This window comes from Paraburkholderia sp. (assembly GCF_050742655.1).
Lineage (GTDB): Bacteria > Pseudomonadota > Gammaproteobacteria > Burkholderiales > Burkholderiaceae > Paraburkholderia.
Genome location: NZ_JBOIGG010000002.1, coordinates 441063 through 458364 on the forward strand (window position 1 = coordinate 441063; position 17302 = coordinate 458364).

13 protein-coding genes and 1 riboswitch are annotated in these 17302 nt (G+C 65.5%); of the genes, 7 read left to right on the plus strand and 6 right to left on the minus strand.

The window, feature by feature from the left end; all coding sequences use genetic code 11:
• The first annotated feature begins 1109 nt into the window (after positions 1-1109).
• The 3 genes from ACREXZ_RS04575 to ACREXZ_RS04585 all read left to right on the plus strand — a co-directional run bounded on the left by ACREXZ_RS04575 (position 1110) and on the right by ACREXZ_RS04585 (position 4310).
• Positions 1110-1403, plus strand: a complete 294-nt coding sequence (locus ACREXZ_RS04575; RefSeq protein WP_431762842.1) for a hypothetical protein — start codon at positions 1110-1112, stop codon at positions 1401-1403.
• 8 nt (positions 1404-1411) lie between these two features.
• On the plus strand, positions 1412-1801 hold the full coding sequence (locus ACREXZ_RS04580; RefSeq protein WP_431762843.1) for an HrpB1 family type III secretion system apparatus protein: 390 nt from the start codon (positions 1412-1414) through the stop codon (positions 1799-1801).
• 382 nt (positions 1802-2183) lie between these two features.
• Positions 2184-4310 (plus strand): ATP-binding protein, encoded by a 2127-nt coding sequence (locus tag ACREXZ_RS04585; protein WP_431762844.1) that lies wholly within the window; start codon positions 2184-2186, stop codon positions 4308-4310.
• Between the two features lie 31 nt (positions 4311-4341).
• Here the strand turns inward: ACREXZ_RS04585 and treA are convergent, their stop codons facing one another.
• Positions 4342-6021 (minus strand): alpha,alpha-trehalase TreA, encoded by a 1680-nt coding sequence (treA, locus tag ACREXZ_RS04590; RefSeq protein ID WP_431762845.1) that lies wholly within the window; start codon positions 6019-6021, stop codon positions 4342-4344.
• A 496-nt stretch (positions 6022-6517) separates the two neighbouring features.
• On the opposite strand from treA, the gene pdeR reads away from it, so the two are divergent.
• On the plus strand, positions 6518-8518 hold the full coding sequence (pdeR, locus tag ACREXZ_RS04595; protein ID WP_431762846.1) for a cyclic di-GMP phosphodiesterase: 2001 nt from the start codon (positions 6518-6520) through the stop codon (positions 8516-8518).
• A 43-nt stretch (positions 8519-8561) separates the two neighbouring features.
• Here the strand turns inward: pdeR and ACREXZ_RS04600 are convergent, their stop codons facing one another.
• From ACREXZ_RS04600 to ACREXZ_RS04610, 3 genes are all read right to left on the minus strand, one after another.
• Complete coding sequence (locus ACREXZ_RS04600) at positions 8562-9443, minus strand: crotonase/enoyl-CoA hydratase family protein (protein ID WP_431762847.1); 882 nt, start codon at positions 9441-9443, stop codon at positions 8562-8564.
• Between the two features lie 230 nt (positions 9444-9673).
• Positions 9674-10780 carry a malate/lactate/ureidoglycolate dehydrogenase gene (locus ACREXZ_RS04605; protein ID WP_431762848.1) on the minus strand — a complete coding sequence of 369 codons (1107 nt, stop codon included), beginning with the start codon at positions 10778-10780 and terminating at the stop codon, positions 9674-9676.
• A 146-nt stretch (positions 10781-10926) separates the two neighbouring features.
• Complete coding sequence (locus ACREXZ_RS04610; protein ID WP_431762849.1) at positions 10927-12390, minus strand: M20 family metallopeptidase; 1464 nt, start codon at positions 12388-12390, stop codon at positions 10927-10929.
• Positions 12391-12576: 186 nt separating this feature from the next.
• Between ACREXZ_RS04610 and ACREXZ_RS04615 the strand changes: the two genes are divergently transcribed.
• From ACREXZ_RS04615 to ACREXZ_RS04625, 3 genes are all read left to right on the plus strand, one after another.
• Entirely contained in the window at positions 12577-12885 is a 309-nt protein-coding gene (locus ACREXZ_RS04615; protein ID WP_431762850.1) for a superinfection immunity protein, read from the plus strand.
• Positions 12886-12957: 72 nt separating this feature from the next.
• The gene (locus ACREXZ_RS04620; protein WP_431762851.1) at positions 12958-14109 is read left to right on the plus strand and encodes an epoxide hydrolase family protein; all 1152 of its coding nucleotides are present in this window, start codon (positions 12958-12960) and stop codon (positions 14107-14109) included.
• Between the two features lie 110 nt (positions 14110-14219).
• A riboswitch (ZMP/ZTP riboswitch) is annotated at positions 14220-14313 on the plus strand.
• A 30-nt stretch (positions 14314-14343) separates the two neighbouring features.
• Positions 14344-14976 (plus strand): LysE family translocator, encoded by a 633-nt coding sequence (locus ACREXZ_RS04625; RefSeq protein ID WP_431762852.1) that lies wholly within the window; start codon positions 14344-14346, stop codon positions 14974-14976.
• Between the two features lie 90 nt (positions 14977-15066).
• Here the strand turns inward: ACREXZ_RS04625 and ACREXZ_RS04630 are convergent, their stop codons facing one another.
• Together ACREXZ_RS04630 and ACREXZ_RS04635 are read right to left on the minus strand one after the other, a co-directional pair.
• Positions 15067-15354, minus strand: a complete 288-nt coding sequence (locus tag ACREXZ_RS04630; protein ID WP_431762853.1) for a YodC family protein — start codon at positions 15352-15354, stop codon at positions 15067-15069.
• A gap of 407 nt (positions 15355-15761) precedes the next feature.
• Positions 15762-17282: an MFS transporter gene (locus tag ACREXZ_RS04635; protein WP_431762854.1), complete on the minus strand. Its 1521-nt coding sequence runs from the start codon at positions 17280-17282 to the stop codon at positions 15762-15764.
• Between the last annotated feature and the right edge of the window lie 20 nt (positions 17283-17302).

Consider the following 17302-nt stretch of genomic DNA (forward strand, 5'->3'; position numbering starts at 1 on the left):
TCCGCGTGTTGGCAAATTGAAAGTAAATTCCGGGAGGCGAAAGCGGCCTCTTGGTCGCGTTTACGGCAGCGCACGGTAGACCTTTAATTAAAGCAATAGAGACCGCTGTACGGCCACTGCAAAAAATATCCGATAGAAATACTGTGTGAGCAATAGTGTGATACGGGCAGCCCACTCGCGCGGGCAACCGCATGCCGCATGCACTGAAGCTTCGGCACCACACGCCAGTCTCACTGCACTGCGGTGATGCCAATCGTGCACGAGTCTTGCGAATCGCACCGCGACCCGCTGTTTAACATTTCATCGCACCGTCCCCTACCCTGTACATCCGCTGCCGGGCCCGGACTCCCGCCCGACAATAATGCAGAAAAAAAGAAAAGTAATCTCCGATAAGCTGGCAGGCAGGTCAATGCGGACATCTATGCGCAATAACTCGAATCCTGTACGCCCCATAAGATATCAAGAGCGTAATGCCAAATGATGACGTATGCGAACAAATCCGCGCACGCCATTGCAGCGGGTATTCGTTAATGGTCCGGACTTCGACCGCGGTGAATGAGAGGCCGTATTGGCCCCGGACTTCGCGCGTGAAGTAGCCCGTGGTGTCCGATCGACGCGACAGACGCCGTCACCCGACTTATTTGTTAGCAACCCGAATCAGTCCTGGGTTCCGGACGGGGTACAAGAGGTTCGCGAGATGGATTCCGGACGCGCCCGGCGACCGTCCGGGTCCGAAGAGAACACACGCGACTGCACAGTAGCGCAACGGGCGATGCACGCGCGACAAATTCTCCCGCGTCCCAGATATCGAACATGCGACGACTCTTACAGTGGCCTGCATGCCGTCGATGTTCGTCGCGTCGTGCGACCCGTCTCATACGCCACGAAACGGCGACAGGAAGTTTTGTTCCGCACCACGAACGCCATCGCACCGCAAACCACATCGCACCCCGCTTCGCATTTCGTTCCCGCGATTCGCAGCGCGGTCGAGCCCACCCGAACGCCGCTGCTACATTGAATTCGGGATCGACGATGGGCGAGCTCCACGAGCGTCCCCCCCTCCTTCTGCTTCGAAGGGGGCACCTTAATTCGATAAATAGGGAAACGAAATGAGCTTCCTCGGAAACGTACTGGGTGGGATCGGCAAGGACATCGGCAAAGCGGTAGGCGGTGTCGTCGGTGGGATCGGCAAGGTGGCCGAAGGTGCTGGCGACCTGGCGAAAGGCGCGCTGACCCTCAACCCGAAAGAGATGTTTAGCGGCGTGAAGGAAGCCGGCAGCGGGGCGTTCAGCACCGCGAAAGGCGCGGTCGAACTCACGCCCGAAGGACTCGAGTCCAGCGCGGCGAACAACCTGCTCGAGGGCGCGGTCGGCACGTTGACCGGCAACGGCAACAAGGGCTGAACGGCATCATGGAAATCGCCGAAACGCTCCGCGCAACCGATGCGGCCTCGATGGGCAACGCAATCGTCGAACACATCCGGGAGAACCGGCTGGACGAAGCGGAAGCGCTTCTTCAGGAACTCAACGAAGCGCATCCTGCATCGAAGGACCTGCTGGTCTTTCCCGTGATGATCGCGATTCAGCGTGGACTCCTCACGGAGGCCTGGCAACTCGTCAACGGGTTGCCCGACGACCAGTGTCCCGAGTTGAAGGCGCTGTGTCTGAGGCGATTGAACGACCCGACCTGGTACGGTTATGCGGAATCGTGCGTGGATCACCCCGATCCCTACGTGCGCAAGGCGATGCGCAACCTGCTCGGCCGCTCCGGGGAAGACGACATCCATCCTCTGCTGCGATGAAGGCGGCGCTCGCGCAACCACGGACCGGCCGCATGCGGTACGACCGGTCCGCCGTCACGCGACGTCGTCCGTCGTCTTAACACTGCCTCAACGTCGGCTGACGTTCCGACGCTCCGACGCTCCGACGCGGATTCTCCGATCGCAGCGACATCGCATCCCGCGAAGCCCGACGCATATCGCGCTGCAGCACACATTCATGCGGCGCCATTCGAGTACGGCGTCCTTGATCATCCACGCAACACACCCTAAGCTTGCGGCATTCCGCTGTTCACGGAGCGCTCGCGCAGGCTTCGTGCGCACGCTGCAACGTGGCGTCCGCGTACCCGTGGAGCGTCGCGAGGGCCGACATCCCGGCCCGCTCAACCCCGACTGGAGACCCTCGATGTCGCTACCGCGGCCGACGGGGCCGGTAATCGCATTCGGCTGCTACCGGCTATTGCAGGCCCCTGTTCGCCTCGTCGCCGGCGGCGTGCCCGTCGACATCGGTGCCCGTGCGCTCGACATCCTGGCCGCGCTCGTCGACGCGCAGGGCCGGCCGGTGCCGCACGCCGCGCTTGCCGAACGCGCATGGCCCGGCACCGCGGTCGACGCGAACACCGTGCAGTCGCAAGTCTCCGCATTGCGTCGCGCGCTCGGCGCGGATCGCGATCTGATCGTCACGGTGCCCGGCTACGGCTATCGCTTCGCCGCACCTGCGCACACGCTCGACCGCGACACGCCCAGCGTAGAACCGTTCACCGTTGCCGCCGTGCATCCGTTGCAATCCGTGTCCGCGGCCGGACAGTCGCAACCGGTGCCCGCGCTGCGGATGCCCGCCCGCGCGACGCCGTTCGTCGGCCGGCATGCGGAACTGTCGGAACTGCTCGGCCTCGTGTCGACGACACGCGTCGTGACGCTGACCGGCGCACCTGGTCTCGGCAAGCGCCGGCTCGCGCACGAGGTCGCGCGGCGCCTCGCGGCGCACGTGCCCGACGGCACGTATGCGGTCTCTTTTTCGTCGCATTTGCAACCGGACAGCCTCGCCGATAGGCTCGCGCTCGAATTGCGCGTGCCGGCCGAACCCGGCGCGACGACGCTCGAGCGGCTAACGTCGGCGATCGGCACGCGACGTCTGCTGCTGATCGTCGACTGCTGCGAGCGGCTCGGCCCGGCCGCCGCGTTTCTGCTTGGCGCGCTCGTCGACGCAGCGCCGAACCTGCGCGTGATCGTCACCGCGAGCCACCCGCTTCTCATCGACCGCGAGGGCGTCGTGTCGCTCGGGCCGCTGCGCACACCGACGGAGATGTTCGTCGACGCCGCCGAGGCGCGCGAGTTCGACGCGCTGCGTCTGCTGTTCGCGCGTTTCGCCGTGCTGTTCGATACACCGGGCCATACACCGTCGCGACGCAGCCGTGCCGAAGCCGATCTCGTCATCGCGTTCGATACCGCATGCATCGCGCCCAACACGCTTGCCGCCGCCGCGCTGATCGCGTGCCGGCTCGACGGCGTGCCGCTCGCGCTCGAACTCGCGGCGGCCGCGATCGTGCGCCAGACATCGCCGGACCGGCCGCTCGACGCCGCGATCCGCGCATTCGCACGCGATCTCGATGCCCCGGCTGTGCGACGCAGCGACATTGCACCGGTCGCCGCAGTGCTCGACCTGCAGATGCCCGCGCTCGACGATGCCGCCCAAACGATGTTCAGACGACTCGGCATTTTCCCGGGCGAATTCACACGCGACGCGGCGATTCGGTTACTCGAAGCGTTCGACGCGGCACAGGGTCCGCTTGCCGCACGTGACGCGGACGGCACGAACCACACGGAGCAATACGCGGAACAATACGCCGTGCAGCTCGATGCATTGCTCGACGCGAGCCTCGTCGAACGCATCGAAGGCAGTGGCGACGCGACGCTGCGCCTGCACGGCCAGGTGCGTCTCTTTGCGCGCGACCTGCTGTGGCATCACGGCGAGTTCGAGCGCGCGGCGGCCGCACACGCGCTGTCGCTTGCGCCGCGACTCGCGACCAACAGCCAGCGCGCGGGACGTATGCCCAAGGACGCAACGGACCGCACGCTGCTCGACGATCTGCGTGCGGCGCTCGAGTGGGCAATACAAGGCGACCGCATCGACGTCGCGATCGCGCTGCTCGACGGATCGCAGCGGCTATGGCGTTCGCTCGCGCTCGCGCACGAATACCTGCGTGCGATCCGCGCGGCGCTCGCGCGCGTCGATGCCAGCGTGCCACGCCGCATGCGCGACGAACTGCGGCTGCACATCGCGCTCGCTCATGCGTTACCGCTCGCACACGCGCCGCTCGACGAAATCATCGCCGCGTGGCAGCAAGCCTACGACCTCGCGAACGCGTGTGCGGACAGCACGTACCGGCAGCACGCGCTGGCCGGGCTGATCGCGTGCTTCGCGGGCGCCCGCGACCTCGATCGCGCGACCGGCGAGAACGCCACCAACAACGCAACCGGCACGCACAATGGCCGCGTAGAACAGGCAAGCAGACTCGCGGGACAACGCTAGCGCGCGGCCCCGCTCGTGCTGACAATCGCCGTCAATCCCCCGGGCTATACGCGTCGAGCAGCTTCAGCGTCACGCCGTTGGTCCAGCCAAAGCCGTCCTGCAGCGGATATTCGCCGCCGCCTCCACCGCCTGTCCCCGCCCCTTCGACGATGTATTTCTCGACGAGCTTCTGCTGCGAGCCGTACACGTTTTTCACGTCGGCGAGAAAGCGCGTGCCGATCTGCTGCGCAAGATCGGCACGGCCATAACGCTTGAGGCCCGTGATCGCGATCCAGTGCAGCGGCGCCCAGCCGTTCGGCGCATCCCATTGCTGGGTGGTGTTATACGTCGACGTCGCAAGGCCGCCTGGCTGGAGCAGCACCGACTGCACCACCTGCGCCGTTTTCTGCGCGCGGTCCGGCCACGCAACACCGACGAACAGCGGATAGAGCATCGCGGGCGTCTGGTTGTCGCGTTGCTTGCCGAGCTGCCAGTCGTAGTCGCCGTAGTAGCCATTGCTGTTCCACAGATACCGGTTGATCCCCTCGGCACGCTTCGCCGCCTTGCCGATGAACTGCACGACGCAGAGAAAATCGCGCGCCTCGCCGCAGCCGCGCGCGATCGTCGTCTCGAGATGGAACATCAGGCTGTTCAGATCGACCGGCACGATCGACGTGGTGCGCACCGTCGCCAGGTTCTGGTTGTCACCGAACCAGCGCGAGCTGAAGTCCCAGCCGCTTTCGGCCGTCGCGCGCAGATCGCGGTACACGTCCGCCGGCGGACGGCCGCTCGTCTGCGCGGTCTGGACGTCTTCCAGATACGACTCGTCGCGTGGTGTGTCGAGCGCATCCCAGTAGCGGTTGAGCACGGTGCGGTCCGGCAGCACGACGACGTTGCGCGTCGCGCTGCCTGGCTGCGTCGACGACGCGCCCTGCATCCAGTACCCATACTCCTTGCGCAGTTCCGGCAGGTACTTCTGATAGACGCGGTTGCCCTCCTGCTGCGCGGCCAGCTCGACCATGAACGAGAAGAAAGGCGGCTGCGAACGGCTCAGGTAATAGGTGCGATTGCCGTTCGGGATATGGCCGTACGTGTCGATCATGTAAGCGAAGTTGTCCAGCATGTCGTCGACGAGATCTTCGTGGCCGGACTCCTGCAAGCCGAGCATCGTAAAGTAGGTGTCCCAGTAGTAGCCCTCGCGAAAACGGCCGCCCGGCACCACGTACGGCTTCGGCAGCGGAATCAGCGAGCTGTAGTCGGGCGCGCTCGTCGTGGTGCGGGTGAGCGCGGGCCACAGCCAGTCGATGTGCTCGCGCAGCGTCTGGCCCGCGGGCGGCGTCACGCTCTGATCGGGTGGCGGCGTGAAGTACTGGTTGACGAACGCCAGCAGCGAGAAGTTCGGCTGGTTCTTCGACGCCTCGTAGGCCTGCAGGATCGTCGCGGGATCGGTCTTCGGCGTCGCGTCGACGAAGGTCTTCTGGTCCGGATAGATCTGCGCGGTCTGCACCGCGACGAACAGGTCGCCGTACAGCTGGTCGGGCGGCGCCGGCAGCGTGCTGCCGACCTGCGTGTCGGCGGCACACAGGCCCGCGTAGCCCGCGCACCACGCGAGTGCGGTGAACGCGACGGCCCGCCGCATCGCGGACGATCGGAACACGGGGACGGCAGGTTCGGAATGGGTAATGAAACCGGACGAATCCGGACCTGTATCGATATGCGACGGGACGCTCATGTCTCCTCCTGTGTCGATGGGAGTTAGCGCTTTAGCGCCGTACTCCGGCGTCGACCATGCAAGATAGTTGCGGGAAGGTGGATAGCCTGACTGCGGCCGGGCTGGTCTCGTCACGCAAACGGCGCGGCACCCGCGGTGCGCTGCATGCGCCAGTGCTACGGCGCGCGCCTCTCGTGGCGGGGAACCGCGAGCATCGCACGGGCGCGCTGCAGGATGCAATCGTGCGCCGCACGCACTATGCTCAATGCATCCCACGACTACGGGAATCGGGTAACGGCCGTCGTCGTGCCGCGGCCAGCCTGCACAAAATGCGCCAGCAAGCGGCCCGAAACGTGCGTCCGCGCACACACCGCCCGCGGTGTCGCGGCCACGATACGACGTGCAGTCGCAGCAATACTGCTTCGCTACAATGGACGAGTCTTCCCGCTCGAAGACGCCCCGCCGCGTGACCACCCCGTCGCGTCGGTTCGATGCACCACTGGCTCCGGTGATTCTCATGAACGATTCACGCGATCAGGTGCTTTACATGCGCTTCGGCACCGCCAGCCCCTGCTGGCGGCTCGCCGGCGACAGCAACGCACTCGAGCTGACCCATGTGAGCGGACCTGGGCCAGCGGACGCCGCGATCGCCCTGTCCGCCTATCAGGCCTCGCAGATCCGCGCGCTGACCGGCGTCACGTCGCATCTGCAGCTCGACGTGCGGCTGTCCGGCGTGCCGCTAAGGCTGCATCTGGTCGGCAAGAAGCTGGGCGCGGGCATCTGGGCCGGCACCGCGTCCGCGTTCGACGACACCGAATCGGTCGCGCGCGATCTGGTGCACGGCCTGGCGTTTGCGGAACAGGTCGTGTCGGAAGTGAATTCGGTCGTCGTGATCGTCGACCGCAACGGCCGCATCCAGCGCTTCAACCGGCTCGCGGAAGAACTCACCGGCCTGCGCGAGGAAGAGGTCATCGGGCGCAACGTTTGGGCGCTGTTCATGTCGTCGGCGGCGGGCGCCGCGTCGAGCCAGAACATCTCCGACTTCTACAGCCGCGGCGTGTCGTACGAAGTGGAGCGGCTCGTGAATACGGTGCACGGCGAGCGGCTTTTCCTGTTTCGCAACAAGTTCGTGCACAGCGGCAGCGGCGTCGACGAGCAGTTCCTGATCTGCTCGGGCACCGACATCACCGAGGAACGCCGCGCGCAGGCCCGCCTGATCGAACTCGCGAACACCGATTCGCTGACCGGCCTCGCGAACCGCAACGCGATCCAGGACCGCATTCGCACGGCGATCGCAAATGCGGTCGCGGGGACGTCGGTCGGCATCCTGTTCCTGGATCTCGACAACTTCAAGAAGGTCAACGATCACTACGGCCACGTGTTCGGCGACCGGCTGATCAAAGACGTGTCTGCCGCGATACGCCTGTGCCTGAACGACGACGACGTGCTCGCGCGGCTCGGCGGCGACGAGTTCATCGTGCTCGCGACGCGCGCCGATGCGCCGACGCTCGAAGCGACCGCGCAGCGCATCCTGGAGCGGATGCGCACGCCGTTCGGCCTCGGGCTCGTCGAGGTGTACACGGGCTGCTCGATCGGCATCGCGATGTACCCCGAGCACGGCGACTCGCTCGAATCGGTGATCCGCTCGGCCGATACCGCGATGTACGTCGCGAAGGACGAAGGCAAGCGCACCTATCGGGTGTTCTCGCCGGAGATGGACCGCAAGGTCGCCGAGTATATGTGGCTCGACACGAACCTGCGCCGCGGCCTCGACGAAGGCCAGCTGACCCTGCACTATCAGCCGAAAATATCGCTCGCGAGCGGCGCGGTCGAAGGCGTCGAGGCGCTGGTGCGCTGGAATTCGCCGGAACGCGGACTGATCATGCCCGCCGAATTCATCCGCTACGCCGAGGAGTCGGGACTGATCGGGCCGCTCGGCCGCTGGGTGATGGAGACGGCGGCGGTACAGGCCGCGCAGTGGCACGCGTGCGGGCTGAACCTGCGCATCGCGATCAACGTGTCGCCGCGGCAGCTCGCCGATACCGCCATCGTGCGGCACTTCGTCGAAGCGTTGCGGCACGCGGCGCTCGATGCCTGCCTGCTCGACATCGAGCTCACCGAAAGCTGCCTGATCGAGGACGAAACGGCGGCGATCGCAGTGATCGAACGGTTCCGCGCGCTCGGCGCGCAGGTGCATCTCGACGATTTCGGCACCGGCTATTCGTCGCTGTCTCAGCTCGGCCGCATTCCGCTCGACGCGATCAAGCTCGACCGCAGTTTCGTGCATTTGATCGGCCAGAACCGCAAAGCGCAGGCGCTCGTACGTTCGATGGTCGCGGTCGCGCACGAACTCGATTTCGAAGTGGTCGCGGAAGGCATCGAGAACGAAACCGACGAGGCCTTCATGAAAAGCGTCGGCGTCGAACATCTGCAAGGTTTTCTGTATGCGCAGCCGATGCCGGCCGCGGCGTTCGAGCAATGGCTGCGTGAGCGGCACAAGCTTCGATTGATCGCTTGAACTGATTGAGTCCCGCGCTGCGGCTTAGGCCGCAGCGCGTCCCTCACGCGAAGCTCGCGCTCGGGCTTTCCCGCAGACTCGACGTGCGCCGGTTCTGCAGCACGACGAGCCGCTCCATGAACGCGAGGTCTTTCTCCTCGATCGAGAACGCGGACTCCACCCAGTCCTCGGTGATCTCCATCAGTTCCGCGCGCGTGAGCCGCAGCACCCGCTGCCGCGCGCGCACCATCGCGCGAATGCCGTTCAGCTTCGGCTTGAGCGTGTCGATAAACGTGCGCGTCGCCATGTAGCCGTCGCCCGGCTCGAACAACTGGTCGACGAGCCCCTTGCCCGCGTGCCATTCGGCCGTGTGCGATTCGCCGATGCCGATCAGTTCCTCGGCGAGCCGCATCCCCGATTTGCGCGCGACGAGCGAGTAGCCGCCCATCCCCGGAAACAGGTTGAACGCGATCTCGGGGAAACCCATCCGCGCGTCGTTCTGCGCAAGCAGGAAGTGATGCGCGAGCGCCGCTTCGAAGCCGCCGCCGAGCGCGGTGCCCTCGACCATTGCGATCGAGATTGCGCCGGTGTCGAAGCCGCGCGCGGCGGCATGCACGCAGTCGACGCACGCGCGTGCATACGCCATCAGCGCCTGGCGTTTGCCCGAGCGGATGGTCTCGGCAAAAAAGTCGAGATCGCCGCCGACGTTGAACATCGTCGGGATCAGCGAGCCGGTGACCCAGAAGTCGATCGGCAGGCCGCTTGCTCTCGCCGCGTGCGCGAGCGCGAGGATGTCGTGAACAAGTTCGAGGTTAAAACACGGACGGGGCTGCGCGCGCAGCATCATCCACATGATGTTCCGTCCTTCTTCGTAGTACGCGGAAATCTGCGTCAGATTTCCGGCCTCGTGAAACAGACGGCAGGCGTGATGACTATCCAGATTCATTTTGGTCGTTCCTCTAGGGATTAACGAGGTACAGCATGACGAGCCTAGATCAGACCGAAAATGGACGTGGCGGGATGGCGAACACTGCAGTGCAACGACGCAGGAATTGCGTCGCGCAATGGGGGATGGCGCACGGACGGCGGGGGGCGGAACGGGGATGCCCGGTTTCGAGGCTTCGGATGGGTGAAGTCCGCCGCCTTATCGGGGCGGCGGACCAGCGGCATGAATGCTCAGTGCATTTCCTTCGCCCATCCATCGACCTGCGCGGCCGGCATCCCGACGGCGAGCGCCGCGTCGCACATCTGCCGCCACGTGGCCGGATCGACCGGTACGCCGTGCACCTCGCGCTGCGCACGCATCACGCGCTCCGGTTCGCCCGGCTCGTAGATGCGCTCGTTGCCTGCGGCCAGCGGCGACGCCTTCACCCACTCGACGAACGCGTCGGCTTCCGCTTCGGCGTTCGGTGCATCGAACGCGGCGGGATTCACGATCACCGACAGCATGCAGTTGATGATCGCGCGGGTGTGCTGCACCGTGTCCGCGTGCGTCGTGAACCCGCCCGACAGCGCGCCGCCGAAGATCTCGCACATCGCCGCGAGACCGAAGCCCTTGTGGCCGCCGAACGGCGTCAGCGAACCGAACGGCGCTTCGTGCATCACCTTCGGCTCGACCGTCGGCCGGCCTTCGTGATCGATCAACGCGCCGACGGGCGTCTCTTTGCCCATGTTGTACGCGACGCGCGTCTTGCCGTACGCGATCGTGCTGGTCGCGAAGTCGAGTACGAGCGGTGGCCGGCCCGTGCGCGGAAATGCCGCGCAGAACGGATTCGTGCCGATGCGCCGGTCGGCGCCGCCGAACGGCGCGACGAGTGGATCGCCGGCGACGTTGACGAAGTGAAACGACACGAGGCCCGCGCGTGCGCACTGCTCGGCCCAGTGTCCAATACGGCCGATGTGGTGCGCGCCGCGCAGCGCGACCGCACACACGCCAAGCTGCTGCGCGCGCTCGATGCCGCGCTCCATCGCCTCGTACGCGACGACCTGGCCGAAGCCCATCACACCGTCGAGCGTCAGCACCGCGCCTGCGTCGCGCACCACCTCCGCATGCAGGTTCAGCTTCAGCTCGCCGTCGCGCAACGACTCCACGTAGCGCGGGATCATCCCGACGCCATGCGAATCGTGGCCGGCCAGGTTCGCGGCCAGCAGATGGTCGGCGACCAGTTCCGCTTCACGCGGCGCACTGCCGGCCTGCTCCCAGATCGCGCGGACAAACGCATGCAGACGGTCGACGGGAATGCGTGGAGCGGAGGCGGTAGAGGACGTGGCGTTAGCGTTCATTCGGCAGGATCGGTGAGAAGGTTCGGGAGAGCTTTGTAGCGCAGGGCAGCGTGCCTATGTGCGGCACGGCCCCTTACCGATGATGGATAAAGCAGCGCCGGCCCGCGACGCGACTGCACTGCGCTGCGGACCGGATCTCGCGACGCTCACTGCGCGGCGGCGATCACTTCGGCGACCGCGGCGGTCAGCTTGCGGCCGTACGGCACGTGCAGGAATTCGTTCGGACCGTGCGCGTTCGACTTCGGCCCGAGCACGCCACACACCATGAACTGCGATTGCGGGAAGCCTTCCTTCAGCACGTTCATCAGCGGAATCGTGCCGCCCTGGCCGATGTACGCGACGTCCGCGCCGTAGTGCGTGCGCGACGCGTCGTTCAATGCCGTCGCCAGCCACGGTGCGACATCCGGCGCGCTCCAGCCGGTGGCCGCGCCGGCATCCGGCTTGAACGTGACCTTCGCGTTGTACGGCGGATCGAATTCGAGCAGCGCCTTCAGTTCGGCGACGGCCTTCGCGGCATCGATCAGCGGCGGCAACCGCAGCGACAGCTTGAACGCGGTGCGCGGCCGTAGCACGTTGCCCGCGTCGGCGAGCGCCGGCAAACCGGACGCACCCGTCACCGACAGCGACGGACGCCACGTCGAATTGATCAGCGCTTCCTGCGGATCGGTCGTGGTGGGCAGCACCGGACGACCGTCCTGGCCGCATGCCCACGGCACGCTCTTCCATACGCTGTCGCCGAGAATCTGCGCGGTCGCCTCGGCTTCGCGCAGACGCTGCGACGGCACCGGACAATGAAAGCCCTTCGGCAGCAGATTGCCGTCGGCCGCATCTTCCAGACGCTCGAACAGCTGCCGCATGATGCGGAAGCTCGATGGCGCGATGCCGCCGTAACCGCCGGAGTGAATGCCTTCGTCGAGCACCTGGACTTCGAGATCGCCGGAGACGAGGCCGCGCAGCGATGTGGTGAGCCATAGCTGATCGTAGTTGCCCGCGCCCGAGTCGAGGCACACGACCAGCGACACCTCGCCGAGCCGTTCGCGCAACACGTCGACGTAGGGCAACAGATCGTAGCTGCCGGATTCCTCGCAGGTTTCGATCAACCCGACGCAACGCGGCCGTTCGATGCCCTGTGCGTCGAGCGCGGCTAGCGCCGTGACGCTTGCGTAGATCGCATAGCCGTCGTCGGCACCACCGCGACCATAGAGCTTGCCGTCCTCGAGCTTCGGCGTCCACGGACCGAGGTCGTTGCGCCAGCCGGAAAACTCCGGCTGCTTGTCGAGGTGACCGTACAGCACGATCGTTTCGGTGCTGCCTGAGCGAGTCGCCGGCGACTCGAAGAAAATCACCGGCGTGCGGCCCGGCAGACGCACCACTTCGAGTTTCAGACCGCGCACCGGCTGCTGCTCGACCCACGCGGCGGCGTCCGCGACGACGCGCTCGATGAAACCGTGTTTGGCCCAGTCGGGATCGAACGCGGGACTCTTGGCCGGCACCGCGATGTAGTCGGTCAGCGCCGGCACGATTTCGTCGTTCCATTTGCGGTCGACGAACGCGCGCAGTGCGTCGTGGTCGACCTGGCGGGTGGGTTGGGTGGTGTCGTCGGTAATCATGCTGGCGGTCCGGGGCGTTCAAAACGAACATCATAGACCGGTTGAATCGCGGCGTTAACTGTCCCCCTGCGAGGCGACGTGCGCCGCCTCCGCCGAAAGCGAAACGAATCAGACCGACAGCAGATCGACAACCACGCACCCGCCGCGCGACAATCACACCGTACGAACCCCGCGGAGAGCGCAGTCATGATGAGCAGTCTCGTCGTTCAGGCCGTCGCGGCAATCGCAGCGTTGGCGCTGTACTTCCTGCCGTCGATCCTCGCCGATCGCCGCAAGCGCCACGACGCGCTGACGATTGCGCTCTTTAATGCGTGCGTCGGATGGACCGTGCTAGGCTGGCTGCTCGCCCTCTACTGGGCGTGGCAGCCGAATCCGCCGCGCAATCTCGCGGGCGACGTCGTCGAGAAGCGGCGCATCGTGCGCATGCGCACATTTTCCAAGTCGCTGCTCGACCACGTGAACGCACGCGTCAGGCGATCGCGGCCGCCGGAATGAATGTGCGCCTGAACGAGTACCGCGTGTGTGCGAGGTACCGAGCGGTGCGCGCCCGACCGCGGAGAACCCTCGATGCATGCAACACCGTTCCAGATTGCCGTTCCCGATTCCGAACTCGCCACGCTCGCGCAGCGCCTGCGTCATACCCGCTGGCCGGACGAGTACGCAGACGAACCGTGGGCGCTCGGTACCGACATGGCGTGGCTGCGCGATTTCGTCCACTACTGGGCGACCGGCTACGACTGGCGCGCGGCCGAACAGCGGCTGAACGCCGAGCCGCAGTTCATCGCGCGGCCCGGCGGTCTGCGCATCCACTATCTGCATCGTCGCGGCACCGGACCGAAGCCCTACCCGCTCGTCGTCACGCATGGCTGGCCCGGCTCGTTCGTCGAGTTCCTGCCGCTGCTCGAGCATCTGTGCGACCCGGCTTCGGTCGGCGCCGATCCCGCCGATGCGTTCGACGTCGTCGTGCCGTCGCTGCCCGGCTTCGGTTTTTCGGAGCGCCCGTCACGGCCCGGCACGTCGGCAGTCCAGACCGCCGACCTGTGGGCCGAACTGATGCGCGGCCTTGGCTATGAACGCTTCGGCGCGCAAGGCGGCGACCTCGGCGCCTATGTGTCGATCGAACTCGCGCGGCGGCATCCGAAAAACGTCGACGGAATTCATCTGAATTTTCTGCCGAGCTCGTACGACCCATCGCTCGATGCGGCCGCGCCGCTCACCGACGCCGAATGCGCGTTCCTCGACGAGAAGACGCAATGGGCCGCGCTCGAAGGCGGCTACGCGCACGTGCACAGCACGAGGCCGCAGACCGCGTCGTATGCGCTGAACGATTCGCCGGCCGGGCTCGCCGCGTGGATCGTCGAGAAATTCCGCGCGTGGAGCGATTGCGACGGTGACATCGAACGCGCGTTCAAGAAGGACGAGCTGCTGACCAACCTGTCGCTGTACTGGCATACGCAGACCATCGGCTCGGCGATGCGCTTCTACTGGGAGAACCGGCTGCAGCCACTGCGCTTCGCAGCGGGTGAACGCGTGAGCGCGCCGCTCGCGTTCGCACGCTTTCCGAAGGAGATCAGCCGGCCGCCGCAATCGTGGATCGGCCGGGTGTTCGATATTGCGCAGTGGACCGACATGCCGCGCGGCGGTCACTTCGCCGCGCTCGAGCAGCCTGCGCTGATGGCGGAGGATATTCGACGGTTCTTCAGGCCGTTGCGGGGGTGATGTGACGCGGGTAACGCGCCACGGCCTGCGTGTCTCGCGCTGATCGACGGCTGATCGCGTCGGCCCATTGCTCATTTCGCTGCGTGACGCCAGCTGCCATGGAATAATCGGGGGGTTCGCGCGACTGGCGCTTCGAGATGGATCACCATCAGGGAACGCGGACCGCACTCCACTCCTGGATCGCCGCGCGCCTGGGCATTGCTGTCGTTCACTCTCTTCTCGAGGAGTCGTGCAATGCCGCACTACGGTTCGCTGTTCACCTTCGGCCTCGTCGCGTTGGGCATGTCGCTGACGCCGGGGCCCAACATGATCTATCTGATCTCCCGCTCCATTTCGCAAGGCCGTCAGGCCGGGCTCATCTCGCTCGGCGGCGTCGCGCTCGGCTTCGTGTTCTACATGTTGTGCGCGGCGTTCGGCATCACCGCGCTGCTGCTAGCGGTGCCGTTCGCGTACGACGCGCTGCGCTTCGGCGGCGCCCTGTACATGCTGTATCTCGCGTGGCAGGCCGTGAAGCCCGGCGGCCGTTCGCCGTTCCAGGTTCGCGATCTGCCCGCCGACAGTCCGCGCAAGCTGTTCATGATGGGCTTCGTCACGAACCTGCTGAATCCGAAGATCGCGGTGCTGTATTTGTCGCTGCTGCCGCAGTTCATCGATCCGGGTCACGGCAGCGTGCTCACACAATCTCTGGTGCTGGGGCTCATGCAAATCGTGATGAGCATCTCGGTGAACGCGACCGTCGCGATGACGGCAGGCTCGCTCGCGGCGTTTCTGGCGGGACGTCCCGTATGGCTCGTGATCCAGCGCTGGCTGATGGGAACGGTGCTGGCCGGACTGGCCGTGAGGATGGCGACCGAAGCGCGGCGCTAGACGGGCGCAGAAGAGATAGAGGTTAGAGGAGTACAGCGATGATGTGTCGGCCCCGGCGTCGAGAACCCGGGCGCCGGCACGCGCTTATGCTTACGCTTCGCGCGCGGCCCGGCCGAAGTTAGCGACGTCGCCCCAGCGCACCGACGCGGCGGGAATCGAACGCGGCTCGCGCCGCACTTCGTCGCACTCAAAAGCCTGTTGACGCAGTTCGCCGTGCTCGTCGAACCACTGGCACACGAGACGCTCGCCTGGCATCTGCCCGACCTCGCCGGCATAGGTCACCGTCATACGCGGACCACCCGCCTTGAGCGTGACCACGTCGCCGACGTTGAACACAGGCGGTGATGCATCGAATACGTTGAAAGTAGCGGTAAGCATTGGAAGCCCCGATGCTAAATCGTTGAACCGTTTAATTCACCCATTGCCGAAGACGCCCGACTGACCGAATTTTTTAAATGTGGACCAAGATTAACAAACCGAATTTACGTTCGGCAAGTGCTTTTTATTGATACCGTTTTCAGCGGCGAGCGACTCGGGAAAAACCCGCCACCACAACCTCCGCCTCCGACGAAACCCTTACCCATCAAGCATCTACGGGCGGCCTGCGCGGCACCGCATCACAGCACAATTTACTTTCCCCTGGATTGCATCAGCGTAAAAGCTGCCGTTTCATTCTTCGTATGTTCGAATTCGCTGTAAATCGCAATTCAATATTTTCATATCCGATTAATAGCATTATTCGGCATATACCCTGACCGGCGCCTGACCTGTACCTGACTCGCCGGTCACACTGCCGCTGGCATGCGTCGCCCTAGCGCGACACGCTGATGCCGCACGAGCAGCGCACTCAGGCCGATGCATACCGCCATCAACGTGGCGTTGATCGCGAGACTCGACTGGAACGCATGCGCGTAGCCCTCGGCGGTCGAGCTGCCACCCAGCACGCCGAAGAACGCACCGCTGATCGCGGCCGTCCCGAACGCGGAGCCGATCTGCAACGTCGAAGACACGACGCCCGATGCGAGCCCCGCCTTCGCGGGCTCGACTTCGGCGAGCACGATCCGCACGATCGACGGCAGCAGCAGTCCTTGCCCGAGGCCCGCGAACACGAGACCGATGTAGAACAAAAGGTCCGGCGACGGCGCGCGGGTCGATGCCCAGCCGGTGAGCGAAAACCCGACCGCGAGCATCGCGAAGCCGAGCGTCAGCACGTGGCTGCCGATGTACCGCACGACGGCCGGCGACGTCAACGGCCCGATCACGAAGCCGACCGCGAACGGCATGATCGCGATGCCGGACGCGAGCGGCGTCCAGTGCAGACCGGTCTGCAGATAGATGCCGTACGTCAGGAAGAACGCGCTGTTGCAATAGAACAGGAACGCCAGCACCAGCCCGAGCGAGAACGCGGGCTTGCGGAATAACTGCAGGTCGACGAGCGGATGACCGCCCGCGCGCTCGACGCGCCGCTCGGTCGCGACGAACCACGCGAACGCGGGCACCGCGAGCGCGAACATCACGAAGGTCCATGCGGGCCAGCCGGCCTCGCGGCCGTGCGTCATCGGATAGATCACGAGGAGCAGCAACAGCGACAGCAGCGCGACGCCCTTCAGGTCGACGCCGGTGCTCGTCTGCGGACGATTCTCCGGGACGAACTTCCACGTGCCGATGAACGCGAGCAGGCCGACCGGCACGTTGAGCAGGAAGATGATCCGCCAGTCGAGTCCGAACGGGTGATACGTGATCAGCGCGCCGCCGCCAAGCTGCCCGACGATCGACGACAGTCCGAACACGAAACCGTAGATGCTCATCACCTTCGTCTGACGGTGATGAGGCACGACCGCGCGGATCGTCGCGAGCACCTGCGGCGCCATCACCGACGCGGCGATGCCCTGCACGATCCGCGCGAGCACGAGCATGTGGCCGCTCGTCGCAAAGCCGCACATCGCCGACGAAATCACGAAGCCCGCCATGCCTGTGAGAAACATCCGCCGACGGCCGAACAGATCGCCGAGCCGGCCGCCGGTAATCAGCAACACCGCGTAGGCGGACGCATAGGCCGACACGATCAGCTGCAGTTGCGCGTCGGTCGCGCCGAGGCCCGTGTGGATCGCCGGCAGCGCGAGGTTAACGATGAAGTAGTCGAGCGGCGCGAGAAACGCGCCGACGAACAGCACGCCGAGCGCCATCTTGCTCAGCTCGGTGCGCGCGACAGGATGCTCGACGGCTGTGGCGACCGGAGCAGAAATGGCGCCGCCGCCGGTTGCTGCGAGACCGGCAGCCGCCGGCTTGGCACATTCTCTATTCATGACTGATCGTTCAAGAATTT